At 41.0% G+C, this 17,467-nt stretch carries 16 protein-coding genes; 2 read left to right on the forward strand and 14 right to left on the reverse strand.

All coding sequences use genetic code 11. From position 1 onward, the window contains the following. The 10 genes from QUB80_RS22905 to QUB80_RS22950 all read right to left on the reverse strand — a co-directional run bounded on the left by QUB80_RS22905 (nt 1) and on the right by QUB80_RS22950 (nt 12,020). Nucleotides 1–825 carry a hypothetical protein gene (locus QUB80_RS22905; RefSeq protein ID WP_289791810.1) on the reverse strand — a complete coding sequence of 275 codons (825 nt, stop codon included), beginning with the start codon at nt 823–825 and terminating at the stop codon, nt 1–3. Continuing rightward, nucleotides 822–2,696, reverse strand: a complete 1,875-nt coding sequence (locus QUB80_RS22910; protein ID WP_289791811.1) for a TrbI/VirB10 family protein — start codon at nt 2,694–2,696, stop codon at nt 822–824. The genes QUB80_RS22905 and QUB80_RS22910 overlap by 4 nt, the downstream gene beginning before the upstream one ends. 18 nt (nt 2,697–2,714) lie before the next feature. Further along, nucleotides 2,715–3,500, reverse strand: a complete 786-nt coding sequence (locus QUB80_RS22915) for a hypothetical protein (protein WP_289791812.1) — start codon at nt 3,498–3,500, stop codon at nt 2,715–2,717. Between the two features lie 10 nt (nt 3,501–3,510). Then, on the reverse strand, nt 3,511–4,665 hold the full coding sequence (locus QUB80_RS22920; RefSeq protein WP_289791813.1) for a hypothetical protein: 1,155 nt from the start codon (nt 4,663–4,665) through the stop codon (nt 3,511–3,513). Nucleotides 4,666–4,723: 58 nt separating this feature from the next. Then, nucleotides 4,724–5,470 (reverse strand): hypothetical protein, encoded by a 747-nt coding sequence (locus QUB80_RS22925; protein ID WP_289791814.1) that lies wholly within the window; start codon nt 5,468–5,470, stop codon nt 4,724–4,726. 34 nt (nt 5,471–5,504) lie between these two features. Further along, the gene (locus QUB80_RS22930; RefSeq protein WP_289791815.1) at nt 5,505–8,387 is read right to left on the reverse strand and encodes a putative type IV secretion/conjugal transfer ATPase; all 2,883 of its coding nucleotides are present in this window, start codon (nt 8,385–8,387) and stop codon (nt 5,505–5,507) included. 37 nt (nt 8,388–8,424) lie between these two features. After that, the gene (locus QUB80_RS22935) at nt 8,425–8,745 is read right to left on the reverse strand and encodes a hypothetical protein (protein WP_289791816.1); all 321 of its coding nucleotides are present in this window, start codon (nt 8,743–8,745) and stop codon (nt 8,425–8,427) included. Between the two features lie 93 nt (nt 8,746–8,838). Further along, entirely contained in the window at nt 8,839–9,441 is a 603-nt protein-coding gene (locus QUB80_RS22940; RefSeq protein ID WP_289791920.1) for a hypothetical protein, read from the reverse strand. 342 nt (nt 9,442–9,783) lie between these two features. After that, nucleotides 9,784–10,326, reverse strand: a complete 543-nt coding sequence (locus tag QUB80_RS22945; RefSeq protein WP_276746224.1) for a DUF192 domain-containing protein — start codon at nt 10,324–10,326, stop codon at nt 9,784–9,786. A 62-nt stretch (nt 10,327–10,388) separates the two neighbouring features. Beyond that, entirely contained in the window at nt 10,389–12,020 is a 1,632-nt protein-coding gene (locus QUB80_RS22950) for an AAA family ATPase (protein ID WP_289791817.1), read from the reverse strand. A 194-nt stretch (nt 12,021–12,214) separates the two neighbouring features. Here QUB80_RS22950 and QUB80_RS22955 point away from each other — a divergent pair, with 194 nt between their 5' ends. Then, nucleotides 12,215–12,802: a putative endonuclease domain-containing protein gene (locus QUB80_RS22955; RefSeq protein WP_276746230.1), complete on the forward strand. Its 588-nt coding sequence runs from the start codon at nt 12,215–12,217 to the stop codon at nt 12,800–12,802. A gap of 111 nt (nt 12,803–12,913) precedes the next feature. Here the strand turns inward: QUB80_RS22955 and QUB80_RS22960 are convergent, their stop codons facing one another. After that, a complete protein-coding gene (locus QUB80_RS22960) occupies nt 12,914–13,258 on the reverse strand; it encodes a hypothetical protein (RefSeq protein WP_276746233.1) in 345 nt (114 codons plus the stop codon). A 972-nt stretch (nt 13,259–14,230) separates the two neighbouring features. Continuing rightward, nucleotides 14,231–14,527: a hypothetical protein gene (locus QUB80_RS22965; protein WP_276746236.1), complete on the reverse strand. Its 297-nt coding sequence runs from the start codon at nt 14,525–14,527 to the stop codon at nt 14,231–14,233. Nucleotides 14,528–15,267: 740 nt separating this feature from the next. Between QUB80_RS22965 and QUB80_RS22970 the strand changes: the two genes are divergently transcribed. Then, complete coding sequence (locus QUB80_RS22970; protein ID WP_289791818.1) at nt 15,268–15,489, forward strand: hypothetical protein; 222 nt, start codon at nt 15,268–15,270, stop codon at nt 15,487–15,489. A gap of 1,024 nt (nt 15,490–16,513) precedes the next feature. Here the strand turns inward: QUB80_RS22970 and QUB80_RS22975 are convergent. Together QUB80_RS22975 and QUB80_RS22980 are read right to left on the reverse strand one after the other, a co-directional pair. Beyond that, nucleotides 16,514–17,104: a siphovirus Gp157 family protein gene (locus QUB80_RS22975; protein ID WP_276746242.1), complete on the reverse strand. Its 591-nt coding sequence runs from the start codon at nt 17,102–17,104 to the stop codon at nt 16,514–16,516. A 147-nt stretch (nt 17,105–17,251) separates the two neighbouring features. Then, nucleotides 17,252–17,401: a hypothetical protein gene (locus QUB80_RS22980; protein ID WP_016877639.1), complete on the reverse strand. Its 150-nt coding sequence runs from the start codon at nt 17,399–17,401 to the stop codon at nt 17,252–17,254. Nucleotides 17,402–17,467: the final 66 nt, after the last annotated feature.

A 17,467-nucleotide genomic window follows, 5' to 3' on the forward strand; every position in this document is an offset into this window, starting at 1 on the left:
TTATCTCTTGCTTTCAACAACTAGATTCGGCGATGTAGGTTGTCCAAGTTGGGTATTATTTGTATCGACGTTGAGAGGAGGCATTTCTATGAAGCGTTTTCCTCCTAGCGACATGAGTTTTTCAACCAACTGCATTGATACTCCGGCATTGCTGGCGGCGATGACTAGTTCCTCTCCTTGGGAACGTAACTCAACAAGTTGATTCAGCCGCTTCCAAAGTTTGCTATCCACAGTAATCCACTGCTTATAAAGTGCAACTTGCATTCCTTTGGCGATATACCTGCTGTCAGATAGGGCGAGATCACTAACTTTTGGTTCTACCTGTTCAGGTTTGTTTGGTGTTGTATCGCCAATAATTTCAATTTGGCTGTACTGTGGTGCGCCAGTGCCTGATACTATCCGAAAATGATAAGATTTGCGCGTTCCTCCAGCTTCGGTGATTACCGTCATGTGTGCGCCGTAGGAAGCTGGCGGCAAACCAGGTATTTTGACTTTCTCGATCTGGCGGATGTGTATAAATCCAGCCCCTGTACTCTTCCCAGAACATCTGCCTAACCCTTCCAAGCATCCATCTACATCAAAAACAAACTTTGAGGGGTCATCCAACCAGATTTTCTTGATAGTTTCTCCGGTGCGGTAAAATGAAATCGATACCCCATGCCCGGGCCAGACTTTAACTGTCTGCAATTTGGCATTTTCCCCTGACACCTGGGACGCTGCAACTTGACGGATAGTATTGGCCAGTACAACTTGATTTAGTGTAAGTACAGAGGCGATCGCGCAGGGGGTAATTAAACTAAAGCTGTCTATATATCTGAGTTTCACAGTTTGATTGACCTATCGACTTTAATAGTAACTCTGGTATTTTTAGGTACATACCAGACATTAGGACGGCGGTTGATTTCATCAGTGGCACGCTCTGTCCGCTTGCTAACTGTTTCGCTAAGTTTGCTAAAGGCACCTTCAAGGAAGGCAGCTGCAAGGTTGCGGTTGTTATTGCGGCTGCGGGTTCTTGTCCCACCTAAAGGCAAATCTTCTGTGACTTCTTCATCCGGCTGGTTGATAATTTCCCCTACCTTGGCAAGACCAGCTATTGTCCCCAAGGTGGCATCATATTTGGCAATTTCAAATCCCTTGTCGTCGTGAGGTCTGGCGATTAGGGGTGAACCTGCCTCTCCCAAAACTGATATCGTTCCGGGTGATACTGGATACTCGGTTCCATCCTTAAGGATGGCTGTGACTTCGGCACGCACGCCTGATGTGCTATCAACCGAAATCATGGTGATACTTAAGAGCGTTCCTGCCCCAATGGCAATCTCACCAGTATTGTTATAAAGAGGTTCGTCCAATTGGGCGACAAATCTGAGCGTATTTGTCTGCTCCTGGGAACGACTGTTATTACTGGTTTGGGGTATAACGAGCGGAGTTACCAGGGTTGCACTTGCAAACGAACCGACAACTAAATACTGCGGTTGTGTTTCTTGGAGTATCTGCGCTTCTTCTGGCAGGTAGTTATTTGCAACTTGTTCGATTTGCTGAGTGGAGTTGTTTTCTTTATTACTAGCAAGACTGGATTCTACGGTCTTTTCTTTGTCAAGTTCTAAGCTAAATTGTGGCTCTTTTACCGAGAAGCTATAAATAACTGGCACGGCTTGATTGTTATCTTTGTCATCAGTATTGCTATACTCTGGAGTACTGTTGTTTGTGGTTATAGGTTGCCAACGCGGGCGCAGTTCTTCAACTTGATTAGAGGTATTGGTAACTGTTTCGGTATTCTCGCTGCGGCGGCTACGGCGACGACGAGAGCGATTGGTATTTTGTTGTGCTGGACTTACTGTTTCTTCAGTTGCACTCACTTCTTCTACTGTTGTGTTTGTGGATTCGCTTACAGTAGTGCTGGCTAACGTATACTCAACCCGACCAACCGAACCTAGACTACGCAGGCGTTCGATCTCGGCGAGGGGGTCTTTGGCAATGGTTTGGTTGTCATTAGCTGTTTGTTTGGTAACTTTTGCCAGTAGATTGGGGGAAAGGCTGGAACTGTTAGGAGAAGGAATTGTTGGCACAGGGGCGCTAGGACGCAGAGGTGGTATTGGTTGGGAAGCGACTTTTGTGCGTCTTATCCCAACTGGTTCAGAGGCTTGTTCCCCATATACGTGCCTTCTGGAATTAGGGGTAGTTTGCCCTGTAACTACCTTTTGTTGTCGAGTAGGGCGCGCTTTTTCTTTAGATTTATCCTCCTCAATATCTTCCACTTCGTCTTCCTTCTCGCCTTTTTTACCATTTAACGCGTCGAGTTCTTCTTGCTGTTTGGCGAGAGCGAGTTTGGCGTAAATATCCCCTTCTTCTTTTTCAGATGAGGTAACTGTGGGAGTGGAAGTAGGGATTACTTCTGGTTTTTGAGCATTATTGCCACCGCCGTTTATCATCCCGTTAAGGACGACAAACATGAGTATAAAACCTACTCCAAATGCACCTCCGATGATACCCAATCTTGACCAGGGAGATGTGACAAAATCGTGTTTGGTTTGTACTAATGCAGGGTCTTCTGCTTCAATTTCCTCTTCGTCAACTACCTCATCTTCCGTACTTGCTATTCCATCTTCTACAGGTTTTTTATCTTCATCAATTGGTAGAAGACTATCTACAGAAGAAAATTTATGATGATTTGGAGTGTCGTCTTGTAACTGCAACATATTTATATTAAGTAATTACTAATACTTTTCTTTTTTACCGAGGTTATAATCAACGATTTGGGTAATCTCCAGACCTGAGCGTCTAGCTAAATGAATTTTTTTATCAAGTTCGGTTGGTTTGGCTGGCAACTTTGGAGTATCAATAGCTTCGACAGTAATTGTTTTGTTGAAGGCAATTCCTTTACCTTGGTTTTCGCTTCTATTAAAGCTTACGAGCGTACCAATATAATCAACTTCCCATTTTCCATCTTTAATTTTTCTGGGTTTGGAGATATGGCGAGTTACGAGTGAGACTTGAACTTCACCGTTAAATACACCACTTGGAACAATTTCTGCTAATTTTTTAATAAAGTTTGCCCGAAAATCTTGATTTTCAGATAGTGCAAATGCTGCTTCCCAGGCTCTTGTTGGAATTTTTTTTCTGTTATTTCTTTTTGTCTGGATATCTATTCCTCTATCAGGTTTGGTAATGTTTTCACCATTTTCGCTTGCTTCGATAATCCCGTTCCAACCGAACATTTTAATCATGCTATCTGAGATAAATCTTTTAATAGTTTCGTCATCGCGTTCGTAGGAACCGACAAATTTAGCAGGTGAAATAGACCCATCTTGGAGTTGAACAACTGTCATGCCTTTGACATAACGGTTTGTACCAGAACTTATTCCAAAAACTATAAATTGTAGTAGAAGAGAAAGTATGCCTGCTGCTGCACCTACTGTAGTTGCGATCGCAACTGGTGTTGAAGTTGATTGACCGTAACTAAGGAGGCGAAGTGGTTGCGATTTTGCTTTTAATTTAACCATAATTGATTAATCATTTACCTTTTGAGGCGATAGATTTAGATACGTTAACTGCAATTGAAGAACCACTCGTTGCGGCAGCACTGGCAACTTGTGTGGCAACTCCGACTGTAAATTCAGCTGCTTTGCCTAATCCTGTCCAAACTGCGAGTCCGCCACCAGCAGCTAATGCAGATGCAAGTATGGGAGAAAACACACCTACAAATAGGAGAAAAATCATTGGCTGACTGGATTCAGATGTAGCGATTAATTGTCCGCACAGCCCGATCATGATGTTAAAGCAGAGTTTTGCCATTCCCACTGAGAAATAGCCAGTTAACCAGGCGAAAATTGGTTTAGTACCGTAGGGGAGTAGCGAACCACCTACTGCTAGTGGAGCAAGGAGAGCGGTTAGCAGCATTGTGAATTCGATTCCCCACTGATAGGCTACATTTAATCCGAGTAAAAGAACGCTGACGAAAGAGACGATTTGGTCACCAATGTAGCCAGTAATGCTTGAAGCTAATTTTGACCCCATCTCAGCAGGATTTAGACTTGACAGTGCATCTTTAGCTGCACCTAAAGCTGCTAGAGGCCCAAATTCCCAGCTTCCAGAACCGGGCGCATCTCCTTTAAAAAGATTGGGTGCAGTTTTTCTAAGTTCTTTTTCTGCTTGGTCAAAGCATTGTATTTTGTCTTCAGTTGTACCTGGCAAAGAACGGCAGCGTTCCATTGCTTTTCCTACTTGGTCTTTTAATAAAATATTTCCAACAGCTCGGTTATAAGCTACCTCTAGATTTGAGCCAGCTGCTGTGAATTTAAGTACATCGTTGTTGATAGTATTGATATAACCTCGGATTGCAAGTGTTCCGCTTTTGAGCAATGCACCATTACTAGCTAGTAATCCGATCACAATGATGGGCCATATCCAACTGGATAGAGCTTTCATGTCTTCTTGATTAATCCAGTTTTTGGCAAGTTCTACCATGAAGAAAATAAGTGTAGCAAGAGCGAAAAAAGTAGCTACATTACACATCGAGATATATAAATTGCCATCAAGAGTTTCTTGCCAAAGTTCATTAAAGCTTGCTGAAATAGTTTCACTAACATTGGCGGCTGTTTTTAAAAGGTCTTGTCCAAAAAAGTCGTCTGGACTGTAATAAAAAAAACCGAAGAAAATTAGATTCATCGTATTCTTAACATTTATCTGAATCATCTCTTAGAAAAACTAAGAGATGATTTGTAGGTTATTCCATAGCTGTTGATCTAAGATTGCTGTAACCAGATATTTCCATTAATTGACTGGACAGCGCGTCAAGATTTACATTTTCTCTTTGTCTTGCAGCAGCATTTTGTTCAGCAATTTGACTGAGCATCAAATTAGTTTGCTGTGCATCGTGTCGTGCTTGCAGTCCGTCAGTACGGGATTGTCCCAACATTGAGACAATTTGTGAGTTTTGGGCAGCAATTACCTTGAGGATGTTTTGTGAAGCATCCATTGTTTGTGCAGATTCCGCGAGTTCTTTTGCCTCGGCTACAGTTTGTTGGGTTGCTTCAATTTCCTTTTTGGTACGTTCTTGCCCTTGCTCTCCCAAGACACTTTCAACTGTGGCGCGGGTGGTTTCGCGCTCTAGTTCGTTTGCTGCTGATACTGCACCCTCAACGGTATTGCTTTCGTTCCAGAAACCCTTTTGTTTGAGTTGCTCTTTGAGCTTGTCGGCTGAGTTTACTGGATCGGGCATACCCATACTGCCAGTCGAGTTAATAGTAGCAGTTTTAGCCTCATTTTTGAGTCCACCCCAACTTTCATTTATTGCGGCGGTGAGTTCGTTTTTAGTTTCTTCAAAATAGCTATTGAGTTCGCCCAAAATTTCATTAAAGAAATCTTCGATTGTGAATGCGTAACTAGGTGCAGTTCCCATCAGGGTAATTATCCCGATTATCGACCCAATAATTAATCCTTGCTTGGATTTGAGCTTGAATTTTTGTTTCATAATCTACTTACTAGTTATGGATGTGGCAGTTAATTTAAGCCACTTGTTTAGAGTTTTCGTTTAATGTTTTTTCTTCTGTAGCTTGTACTGTTAGTACTGGTTTTTTATTCTCTGAATTTAATAGTTCTTTGGTTTCTGGTGTTGGTTCTTCTCCCCGAATCATCTGCACGTATGCTTCGGAGAATTTCACCATTCCCAACATGGGATTATCTTTATATTTATTGAGATATAAGGTACGTAATTCTTGCTCGTTGGGGTTGTTTGCTACTGCTGCAAGTAAGCAATAAGCAGGGTAATATCGACAGAAGGTAAGTTTACCGTTGTCATCGAGCAACCACTGCGAGTAAATACTTTTTTGTTTGGGAAAAAATGCTTCCGTGCTGTTACGAGAGACGATTTCATTGGGATATTTGAATCTTGCTACAAATGGATCTACTGCTGATGTTTGAATCCGACCAATAAGACGGGTTGTAAGGTTAGCAAAAATCTTGGGAGCAGACTTACTTTGGTAGATACTTTCAGGTTCTTGTGCTGATAAAATTACTCTAATACCAGCTTTTGCACCATTAGCGCACAGGCGACCAATTAGCTCGGCGATTGACTCAAAGGAGAACAAAATCGGCGCTTCGTCCAGGAAGAAAATACTTTTCGGACTTGATAATGCTCTTCTCAATGCAGCTGCATATGCTGATAGTGCCAGTACTGCTGCATCAGCTTCAGATGATAACGAACGTAAAGCAAATACAAGTAACCTTGCATCAGTTCTAAAGCTAGATGGACGGGCGATTGATTGACCAACTCGGTTATTTAGCCAGAACTTTAATCGCAGTCTAACTTGGTTGAGTGCGCCTAATATTTCGGTTGAATTATTAGTAATTGAATCGAGTTTGATATAACCGGGAGAACAAAAATTGTAAAAGTCTTGGAGTGTTGGGATATCATTCCATGCTTGCGTACCTACTCCCGATTCAAGTGCAAGTTTGTACCGCAATTTGATATCGTCGTCATTGAAGAAAGTCTCAAGACTAAGGGTAATTACACTTTCAATATTTGATATCATGATGGGACTAACCCCTACGGGATTTGTCCCCAGCACCATTGTTATTAAAGTTGATTTCAAAAAGTCCTTAAAATCGGTCATTCGCTCTTTAATTACTTCAGGTTCATACCCTCTTAAATCGGGAATCTCGAATAGGTTGTTTGCCTCTTTACTAATGTCAAAATACGCACCCTCTTCTCCCAAAAATTGCGTGTAATCTGTAAATGTCGAACTACCGTCGGGTTTGGGATAGTCAAGGGCAATAACGGGAATACCCTGAGCAAGGGCTGGTGTAAGCAATCCGGCAACTAGTACGGATTTACCAGCCCTGGTGGTACCAAAAACAGCTAAGTTTTTATGCTGGTTATAGAGATCGAGGTGGACTGGTGTTCCTCCTTCTTCGGCGATTAGCTCAAACCCGGATTTATCACCCGTGGCGGTACGTACCAGGGGCATGAGTCCGGGTACTTCAGATGAGAAGTACGGGAGTCTGCGGTTGATGGGTTTGGTAAGTAGATTTTCCAAAATAATAGGAGTAGTTTGAAACCAAGTTTTCCATGCATATTCGAGTTCTCGTTCTACTACCGCAGGCCTAAGAAAGCAACTGGAAAGATATTTGCAAGCTTCGTCTAGTTGTTGACGTGTGTGACTATGGATACAAAACACAAGGGCGGTGTGGATGGGGATAGACCCTCTGAGCATGGTTTCTTGGGCTTTGACAGCTTCTTCGATGTTCATGTTGGCTTTGACATCGATGCTGCCTTTGTCCGCAGACATAGCGGATGATGTAATTGACTGTTTAGTTATTCTTTGAACCGCTGTTTTGGCAAGCGATTGGTTGGCTTTGCTAAGTTGGCAAATAATTTCGGTGTCGGAGATTTTTTCGCGAGAGAGGACTTCCCAGAGATATCGTAGTTGGTCGTATTCAGCTATCCAGCCTTGCGGTTTTTCGCTGAACTGAAGTACGCCGATATACTTGTCTTGGAGTTTTACCCAAGCGCGATCAACAAAAGGAACAGACTGTTCGTTTTCCAGTACGAGGTGTCTAATGTGGAAGTCGCTGGTTTGTTCTTCTCTAAGTCCCTCGTCATTGAGGATAATAGGGTTGGGGATAGGGATTGGTTGTGAGTGGTTAAACTGTTTCCAAATAACTTCCCAAATGTCACCTGCTGTAAGTACTTTTGTTGATAGACCCATTGTGTTAGCGATAATTTGCTCCCACATTTGGAACCCGGAAGTGAAGCTATCGCGGAGGATAGTTTCGATACGTTGGTGTCTAACTGAATGAATCTCTCCAGTAAATTGTTGCCAGTAGGTTTGCAGTTGCTTAATAGCTTTTTCGATGGGGTCGTTACTTTTAGTATCCTCGGTTGCAAGTACTGTGTAAGTACACCAGAAGCGGAGAAATTTGTTCTTGCGTACCCCTGCTTGGGTGAGTTCTCTTGCCCGCAGGCGTTCTGACCTAATTAGAAGGGTTAGCTGTTCGAGGTTGCATGATGACTCAATTTTCCTTAGTTCTTGCTGTCTTGCTGTATCATCAGTGAACGAACCCATGTGAATGGTCAGGGTTTCGCGTTCCGGTAATTCTTTGAGTCCTCCTTCGATGTTCTCGAATATAGGTACAATTTGTTCTTCGGGTAGGGATGGGTGAATTCCCTGAATGTCAAAACAGAAGCGAACTTGAATATCTTCTTTCTTTTTAAGAATTAACGCACCGATATCTTTACGACCAGCAAGCGAGATGCTTGCAATCCCGGCTAAGTGAGTGATGTCTTCAAACGGGGTGAGGTTTTTGACTACTCCCAGTTGTTCGGTATTGAGGGATTTTCTGCCAATTTTTTCTTTATTTTTAGTTGGCTTTTCTTTACTCGAAGTCATAGCTATCTAAGCGTTAATATTTCTTAAGAGAGAAAGATTATTTGCGTTTTTTTCTTGGTTCTGGTTGGGGGGGATTAACTAGCGATACGAAGGGTTTGTATCCGCGAACGATGCGGGGTGTACCGATAAACTTACCGAAAAAGGCTTTATTTGAAGATACTGTCCACCAGGTTGCCCATCCCCAAGCGGTTACTATTCCTGTTGCAAGCCAGGAAGCTTGCATAAAACCCTTGACTACCATGTAGGAGATGAGAGCGATCGCACTCCAAGGAACAATTTGGTCGGCGGGAAATGGCCCAAGGCGTGGTTGTTCTCCTAATACGCGGTTGACAGTACGAAATTCCCGTTCTCTGGCCATTATTACGAAAGACAAAAGTCAGTTTTTGAAATTTTGATGAGTGGCACTTGTGGAAGTGTGCCACTCGTGGTGGCTTTTTTGACGAATGGCTCCTCAGCCTGTTACCAGTCCTGCGAGCAAGTCTCCAACTACAACTGTGAGGGCAACGATAATTGGTGTACGGGCGATTGTTTGCCAATCTTCGTCATTTCTGGCAGCTTGAACGACCCTAATCAGACCAATACCAAGGTAAATTAAGAACAAACCGCGCAGAACCGCAAATACGTATCTAATAATGTCTTCGTTAACACCTGTAAAATACTCTGTGAAAAAGTCTTCTGCGTTTTGCATGAACTGAGCATTTGCGGGTGCAGCGGCGATATCCAACATAAATACTGCACCTACCAAGCAGAACAGGACAGTATAGATATTGATACCATACTTGCGCTGCATACGCTCGAAGTTGGAAAGTAGGCTGTTCGCTTCTTTGGGTAGTAGAGCTACAATGCCAGTTCCAAACGCGAGCGATGCCATTATCATGTGGTGGATGGAGATATCTGCAATCATCAAGCCAGTACCAACTGCCATCAGTCCAGCGATGCTGGCGTTTTCTTTCCAATTGCGCTTTTTGCGGTGGGTCTGAGTGGGATATCCGTATTCTTCCTCGTAGCTCTTAACGCGATCGTTTCCAAATTCGGATTCGTAGTATGTTCTCATATGAGTTGAAATTACGGGATTAGAATTGCTTTTATCTTGAGAGAAGTCGTCGCAGAGATTTTCTTTCCAGTTCACTTCTAGGGTTTGATTAAAACCTGGAAAGCTTTGTTGCTTATGTGTTTATTCTATGAGGGACAATAATTTTGATACATCAGATTAATTGTTTAAGTTTTGATGCTATTTTTGCCTACAAAGTGTTAAAGCAAATTTAAATGCTAGTTAGATTGACAAAGCTAAAAATTTATTTCAAAACTATCTTTAAGCAAAGTAAAAATCCCTCAAATAAGTATTTTGAGGGATTAAATGTTTTATTTTTATTCTTTTTTATGAGAAACAGATAGATTACTTGTTGAAATTTATTTCGATATATTTACCAATTTTTAGTCCTAAAGAATCTGCACTACCAGCAGGTAATTCAATTACTTGATTTACAGGGTGAATTGAACTGTATTTAGGACATTCTTCAGTTTTGCAAGGAGGTGTATTTCTGACGATATTTTTAATTTTTCCATCTTTGAGAAATATCATGTCTAGTGGGATGTAAGTATCCTTCATCCAAAGTTTTACTTTTTCAGGTTTGTCGAGTACAAATAACATTCCGTGATTATTGGGAATCGAGTTACGAAATTTGAGTCCGTGGTTATATTCTTTTCTATCGTCTGCTAGTTCGAGTTGAACTGTTTGATTGTTGCTGGTAAAGGTTGCACCAATCGGTAGATACTGGGGTTGGCGAGTCCAAAAGTAGTATGGTAGGGGTGAGAGGGCAGCAGTAAAACCGGCAATTGGCCCGGCAATATTAAGAATTTTGAGGAACAAGCTTTTCTCTGAAGTTTGTGCGCCTTTTGTTTGAGTACTGGTTTGAGTTGTTTGTCTTGTGACTTCCATAATCCTTCTTAGATAAATAAAGTGGTAAAGTGGCTAGAAAAAGAACTTGATGTATGCGAGCGCTAACCAAAAATATCGATGTTACCAACGGCAAAGCGCGACGAATCGAGAGGTGAGCTAGGTAAAGCTTGTTGGTCAGCTTTGTTACGCATAGACTCAACTGTGTCAGCTTCCCGAATGGCGAGAGGGTTAATTTGACGGCGTTCTTCGAGTAATGCTTCAATGGTTAGTTTGAGTGGGGGAAGTTTTTCTTCTGAGTAGGTATCTTCTTTTACTGTTGAGCAGAATATAGTGCTGGCGGCGCGTTCTACAATTGTCTGAATTTCAGCACCCACACATCTATTAGTAGCTTTGAGGATTCTGCGCCACTCTTCTTCGCTCCAGGGGTCGCTGCCATTGCGGAAGCGCTCGTCAAACCGGGCAGCGTGCAGTTTGAAGATAGCGTATCTTTCCCCATTGTTAGGCAGGTCTACCTTGAACAGGTAGTCAAACCGTCCGGCACGGGTGAGTTCGGGTGGCAACCATTCCATGCGGTTGACAGAGGCAATCACTAGCACGTCGCTTGTTCTTTCCTGCATCCAGGTTAAAAGCTTACCTGCAAGGCGTTTAGCTAAGTCATCATCTCCGGCAAAACCCTTATCAAAGTCGTCAAAATAGAGTATTATTTGTGACAATTTATCTGCTAGTTTTAGCAGGCGTTCGAGTTTAATTTCGGCTTGATTGCCAAAACTGCGGAAATTACCCCAATCAACCATGATGAGGGGAATACCCATATTTTGCGAGCAGGCTTTCGCGGAGTGGGATTTCCCCGTCCCTGGTGGTCCCACTAGCATAATACCTTTTGGTACGCGCAAGTTGTATTGTTTGGCGCGGGGGGTGAGGAGGCGCTTAAACTTTTGGAATGATTCCTGCATGAGTTCTAACCCACCCAGTTGGACTTTGGGTGGAGGTAGGAACTCAATATCGTAGAGGCGGTTAAGGAGTTGGATTTTTTGTTTGAGGAGAGCGATCGCTACTTCTTCTGAGTTATTGAAATCAGTAGTTTTTTTAACTTCTTTGAGCAGATTAATTATATCTGATATGTACAACCCCATCCCAGCGTTTGCTACTGTGAGATAGTCTATTTCGGTGTATTCTGAGGGTAATATCCTGGTTTGAATGAGTGAATTAATAATTTCGCTAACATCGGGTAAATCTTGCTTCCAGATAGGAATTTCAGCCACGATATCGCTACTAATATCAGCAGTTGCTCCTAGAAGTAGGGCAATTTTACCAGTATTTTGATTGTAATGTTTAATATTAATTAGTGAAGATTTAATCCATTCGGATACTAAGAAAAATTCAGTTTCTTTTGGGCGATTTTCCTTAATCCAAGGGTATATATTCTCGATAATTATAACGCCGCTTTCCTGATATTCTTTCCAAAAGCTGAGTACGTGAAAATAATCTTCTTTATTGTATTTTGGCTTGGAAATATAGTCTTTAAATTCTGCAATCTGTAATTTTGAATTCTCGACTGTCAATTCCTTGATAGCTTCTTCGCCCAAGTTCCACAGATAACACTTGCGGTTGTTGTTTTGGCAGAACTGGGTGATATGCACCAGTAGGCGCAGTCTTTCTTGGAGGGGAGATTCGCAGGCGATGAGAGGGTATTCCTCTTGAATCAGCCCTTCGAGTATCTGGAAGCTGTACATAGCTCGATTTAATGTGTATAAGAGCGCATTTTCTCCTATCTACACAAGATTTGGCATCTAATTTTAGTTCTAAAAAATATCCAATATTAGTTGGTTTTCACAACTTCAATATGACTGTAAGACTGGATATAAGACTATTTAATGTTTAAGGAATTTGTGAAATTAGAGGCTAGTATTTAAACTTTTGACTAACTATGTCTAAATTATCTAAACCAGTTCCATCCTTTCCCCAGGTGTTTGTTCCTCAATTGGTACGAGATAAGAAATTCGCCCCCGTGATTGTACCTTCGGGTACGGGTGATGCGCCTGTGGGAGCGAGTGAGAAGCTATTTGAGAATGTCTTGAAGCATTATTTTGGTGATGCAGTTTTCCCCCAACAGAAAATGTTGCCGCCGGGGCATGATTTGCACTACACGGCTGACTTTCTCATTGTTGAACCAACTACTGGACTCCATCTGGATGTGGAGGTTGATGAACCTATCTCGTTTTCAACAGGAGAGCCTACCCACTGCATCGGGCAGGACGACTATCGCAACAAGTGTTTCGTTGATGCTAATTGGGTGGTGGTGCGATTTGCCGAGGAACAAGTTTCATCCCAGCCAGAACGCTGCGCTCGATTTATTGCTGGTGCGATCGCACAACTAACGGGCAATGAAACCTATCGTCAGAACTTACTTCATATAGAGAAAGTTACTCCCATGCGACAGTGGTCGTACCGTCAGGCTGCAAGGTTGAAGAAGAAGGATTACCGCCAAGGCTATCTGCAACAGAGAAAGAATTAGGAAAGGCAGTTGCAATTTTAGAGGGTATTGGGAAAGGGGAAGCGGAAGGTTTAATTGAAGCTCTTACAGCCTAACTGTGATGGACTGGTACACAATATTGACCTACTCTACCTATACCGGAATTAGCTTAAGTTGTTTTAATCGTTCTTGGGGATTCACTACTTCAACCTCCCAGAATTTTTCCATTGCCAAATAGAGTTTATTGAACTCTCCTGGCTGCAAATCTAGGAGGTTACACAATCTTAGGACTAGTTTATCCTCATCGATATAGTTATGTTCACACAGGTAGTTCCTTACCATTTTATCACCGCTACTTTCACGGTCAAATGTAATGCCGCACCTGATTTCTTCTATAAACATTTTTGGTTCGGGAAACTTTTTTTCATATTCCTTAAAAATTAAGGCTATGCTTGTGAGTTCTTCAATTGAAAATTCTTCCATGTTTGCTATACCCATATATTATTTTCTGTTTAACTTAGTATTAAGTATAGCTATAAAAATAAAAAATAGTCTTTTCGATAATTACTTTATCTTGATTTGTCCTAAATTTTATATTTTGGGATTTATGATTATTATATACTTGATTACTTCAAAACATAACCATTAGAATGGTATTTATTTATAGAGTACCTTTCTAATGGTTTTTATTGATATTACATTTTGTTTATGGTAATCTTAAATAGGATGCCAACAAGAGTTGTAAATTTAAGATTGTTTCTTCCTTCTCTATTTTGTGGAGAAGATGTAGTATATTAAAGAAACTATCTACTGAATTGAGTAACTGGCGTACTAAGATTTCTTGTTCGTTTGTAAATGGCTCATATATGAACGGATTTTTTCTTTAGGTATGAGCAAATATTAGGACGTAGTTTTCATTAATTGTGTGACATTTTCCAAATCCCTATCCTGTTATCCAGGTTTATGTTTCTTTATTTTCGTTATAACATCTAATTTGTGGCGTTTATGCTGGTTTCTTGTCCATCATACTTGGTGACTTGGTTGATTGATAAGTGTAATAACTGTATTTGAAGTTAGGGGATTCCATCGGGGACGAGAGAATTTTTCACCGTCAAAATTGAACTGTACTAGACAAAATGTTTCTACTACATCCCCCCAAGCTTGATTGTGTCGGGGATAATGTTCTATAAAGAGAAATCCTGGGTTTTTGGCTAACTCTTCCTCTTTATATTTATTCCAGATAAGGGTAGCGAGTCTTTCGCATGAGTTGTGATTGAAGTTCCCGTTTCTGATTCATCTAAGTCCGAACAGATAATAATCACGGGCATCGAGTACGTGCGATAAATTCTTAATTTACATTTGGAAGTCCAAATGTTCAAGTTAATTTGTTCGTAGTCATTTCCTGCCCCTTTCCACTCGAAGATTGTTTCAAGTACGAGATTAGGGCTGTTTAGGTTGATATTGCTGTTATTATGCAAATCCTTGTCCTGCTTTAATACAAACCCACTTGTTAATATCTTGGCGTTCCCAGATTGCATCCCATAAAGGTGCTTCCATAACTAGTTTCCAACTACCTGTTTCCTGTCGGGCTACTTCCTTGAAATATTCTAAAGTTTTGTCTTCTTCGTCTTTTTCACCGTCATAATAAATTTTTCCATTTTTGGTTATTTGAGCTGTGCCAAATCCGACTTTAATTACTGTATCCAAAGGGCAAATGCTGCCGATAGGATTCCGAGAAGTATCGGTTATGTTTAGATGATAGCCCATTATGAAAATAATTTTTTAGGTTTTTTCACAACGGGCGTTAGCTTTGGTAGTGGTCTAAATTTTAGCTGAAATTACTATTGAATCTGGTTATATTATTGCTGCTAAAGCTTTAGCATTAGCAAAATTATTTTTACCGTTACTGTTAATAACTGCTTGTTGAATATCACTGCTAGTCGTAACTACAGTATCGTTTTCGAGGATGATAAGTATCCGGATGTAGTTTTCTTTTACTGTACTTTTATTGAAGACAAAAAAACCCCTGTTTTAGGGATTTTTCGCCTTGTTTTTCCGATAATTTTTTGTTTTTCGGTCAGGCACGGCTAATGGATGCGATCGCCTTTTACTACAGGAGCAGCGACTGTATTCGGGGTCAAAGTTATTGCTAGTTAGGGTGCGCTTTTGAGACAAAAACAGACTTTTACTGCACCCTAACTGATTAACGCACTTGTAGTTGTTAGGGTGCGCTTACAACCAAAATTTGGCTTCAACCGCACCCTAAGTGTGCTGCACCAAAGCACAAGTAGAAATTAGGGTGCGCTCATAACTGGAAATCTGCCTTTGACCGCTTCAAGAAGGAGATTCCAAATATCCAAAAGTTAAAGAATTTTTAATTAGAATTACTGATCCTCATAATTTCATTCAAGTGTAATGCCCCTACCAGACTACATCGACAACTCCCGCCACAACTCCAAACCATCCTTTAAACCTTAATTGAGGGTGAAAACCAAATAGTCCTCGATATGCTCAGGCTATCGCCCCCATCCAATTCTTATAGGAAACCCCAAGCGATCGCTCCCTATCTCCCTATATCCCAGGTTCGGCTTGAAGGAGCCAGTGGAGACAACCAGCCGGCTGAAGCCGGGCGACGGCACAAAACGAGCAAGCGTGAATTAGTGTTTGCATCGCGACCAAATGAAAATACCGCATCGTGGCAAGAAAAAATTAACTTCGATAGTAATTGATGATTTGATGATTATCCAGCGATTTCCTTAATTTGAGCGCTAGTAAGTCTCAAATTCTCCCCACTGGGAAGATTTACCGTCAACTCAAATTTTGCATCCAAAGCGTATAGATAAGCGACAAACTCGTCCCAAGTGTGGGGATAGTTGCAATTTTCTGCCTGTTTTACCCATTTTTCATCTTTACTTTCTGTAAAACTAACTTAAAAAATAAAACCCCACGTGTGAGGTGGGGGGTTTCTCTTGTTGGTACTAATGTACTATAAAGTGACGAAGTTGACAAGCGATTAGGGTAAAGATTGAAACCTGTAGGCGATCGCTGCCAGTAATAGTCGGATTTATGGTAATGATTAGACAAAAATCACACTTATAGCTGCTCTAAATCACAATTTTCTATCTGGAAAATTACTATTCGAGTTTGAAGATATTTGTAGAAATTGAAAATTGAGGTAACGACAATGACTTTTAATTTAACTGATGCCATTCAAGTTATTCTGATTGCTGCTGTCGCTAGCGTAGTGTTGTCTTCTGGTATTTACTGGACATTACCTAAAGCTAAAAAGGCATGAGGGAGTTATAGCATTACAAGAGCGATCGCTTATACATGAATGCGCGGTATAGTCCCAGACTCTCTTCCTAGTCACTTCTACACGAGAGTGGCGTGTTGTGGTGTAGCTTGAAATATGGTTAGCAAACGCTACTTGCATTTCCAATATGAATATCAGGATAAATAAGCTGCTAAAGCCGTAGATGAGGATGTAGAGAATTGCGTCTAGTATCTCTTGCATTGTTTTAAATTTATGTTTTGATATGACTAATAACTAGTAATTTTGAAGCAAGTGAATGATATGAATGCTTTACGGGATTTTTTCTAGTTGTAATCTTGAAGATACTTTGATTTTTTGATATCAAATAAAAGTGGTTTGATTTTACTCCAACCACTTGATAATAAATTCAGAAATTGATAGGATATGCCTGTGTTTGTTTGCTTATTTTATTAGGGCTTATGCTCCTAGTTGTGGTTTATTTATTTACGATTTATTTTTCCACCTGATTGGACTTTAAACCGTACCTGCTTACCGATAGTTATCTCAGCAACATTGCTGACATCTTTACCAGATTTGTAGGCTTCGAGGATTGCTTGATTATTAGCTTGGTACTTGATAGTTCTAAACTCCGAAGGAAAATCTTCATCATCTACTTCTACTAATAAATTAGCTACTTTAGGCGGGTTGTCCCTAATTTCAATTACCCTTTCCTTGCCAATATTTTTATCAGAGATAAGACCTTTCTCGTGCAACCAAATAAGGGTACGTTTGATTTGCGATAACTGGGTTTTTCGACGCTTGATTATCTGGTCGTGGAGTTCTACTACCCGTGCTTTCCTCTCTTCCCATACCTCTAGGTCAAGATTTAACTGGTCAACTACCCAAGCGATCGCATCGATTTTGGTTTCGATGCTATCCTGAACAGCCATAAGGTTTTGTACGAGTTGTTCGATTAAACCCTCTTCTTGTGACTGTGTAGCCTCTTCAATTTGAAACCACAGTTTAGCAGCATCGAGGGAAAGTTCTTTGAGGGTAAGCTGGTTGATTTCTTTTTCAATTGCTTGAGTCATTTGTTTTACTCCTATTTATGGGAAAACCAGCAGTGGTGGAATACTGCTGGTTCAAAGAGAGAATAGATGGTGGTGAGAGAATTTGAAATTGTTAGCTAGCCGCGACAGAAGCCACATCTCACCTGACGGAGGTGTGTGGAGTCGTCACTAGTTGTATCTCATATGGTAGTAGTTAGCCGTTTCGTAAGCCTTAGCTGCTTGGAGTTCGAGATACTCAAGTTCTTGGGGACTAATAATTTGCGTTTGCTGCTGTTTTGGTTTTTTGGTAAATGGTTTAGAATTAACTACAGTATTCATTGCACAACCTTCATTTAGAGCATGAAAGCTGTGCGATAGCACTTGTGCTGTTGTTTGAATAAAAAG

It is taken from the genome of Chlorogloeopsis sp. ULAP01 (assembly GCF_030381805.1).
Lineage (GTDB): Bacteria > Cyanobacteriota > Cyanobacteriia > Cyanobacteriales > Nostocaceae > Chlorogloeopsis.

Excerpts from the sequence above, each read along its gene's own strand:
- QUB80_RS22945 (WP_276746224.1), bottom strand. The coding sequence starts at position 10,326 with ATGGAAGTCACAAGACAAACAACTCAAACCAGTACTCAAACAAAAGGC.
- QUB80_RS22915 (WP_289791812.1), bottom strand. The coding sequence starts at position 3,500 with ATGGTTAAATTAAAAGCAAAATCGCAACCACTTCGCCTCCTTAGTTAC.
- QUB80_RS22970 (WP_289791818.1), top strand. The coding sequence starts at position 15,268 with ATGCTCAGGCTATCGCCCCCATCCAATTCTTATAGGAAACCCCAAGCG.
- QUB80_RS22980 (WP_016877639.1), bottom strand. The coding sequence starts at position 17,401 with ATGAATACTGTAGTTAATTCTAAACCATTTACCAAAAAACCAAAACAG.
- QUB80_RS22930 (WP_289791815.1), bottom strand. The coding sequence starts at position 8,387 with ATGACTTCGAGTAAAGAAAAGCCAACTAAAAATAAAGAAAAAATTGGC.
- QUB80_RS22965 (WP_276746236.1), bottom strand. The coding sequence starts at position 14,527 with ATGGGCTATCATCTAAACATAACCGATACTTCTCGGAATCCTATCGGC.
- QUB80_RS22910 (WP_289791811.1), bottom strand. The coding sequence starts at position 2,696 with ATGTTGCAGTTACAAGACGACACTCCAAATCATCATAAATTTTCTTCT.
- QUB80_RS22955 (WP_276746230.1), top strand. The coding sequence starts at position 12,215 with ATGTCTAAATTATCTAAACCAGTTCCATCCTTTCCCCAGGTGTTTGTT.
- QUB80_RS22935 (WP_289791816.1), bottom strand. The coding sequence starts at position 8,745 with ATGGCCAGAGAACGGGAATTTCGTACTGTCAACCGCGTATTAGGAGAA.
- QUB80_RS22925 (WP_289791814.1), bottom strand. The coding sequence starts at position 5,470 with ATGAAACAAAAATTCAAGCTCAAATCCAAGCAAGGATTAATTATTGGG.
- QUB80_RS22940 (WP_289791920.1), bottom strand. The coding sequence starts at position 9,441 with ATGAGAACATACTACGAATCCGAATTTGGAAACGATCGCGTTAAGAGC.
- QUB80_RS22960 (WP_276746233.1), bottom strand. The coding sequence starts at position 13,258 with ATGGGTATAGCAAACATGGAAGAATTTTCAATTGAAGAACTCACAAGC.
- QUB80_RS22920 (WP_289791813.1), bottom strand. The coding sequence starts at position 4,665 with ATGAATCTAATTTTCTTCGGTTTTTTTTATTACAGTCCAGACGACTTT.
- QUB80_RS22975 (WP_276746242.1), bottom strand. The coding sequence starts at position 17,104 with ATGACTCAAGCAATTGAAAAAGAAATCAACCAGCTTACCCTCAAAGAA.
- QUB80_RS22950 (WP_289791817.1), bottom strand. The coding sequence starts at position 12,020 with ATGTACAGCTTCCAGATACTCGAAGGGCTGATTCAAGAGGAATACCCT.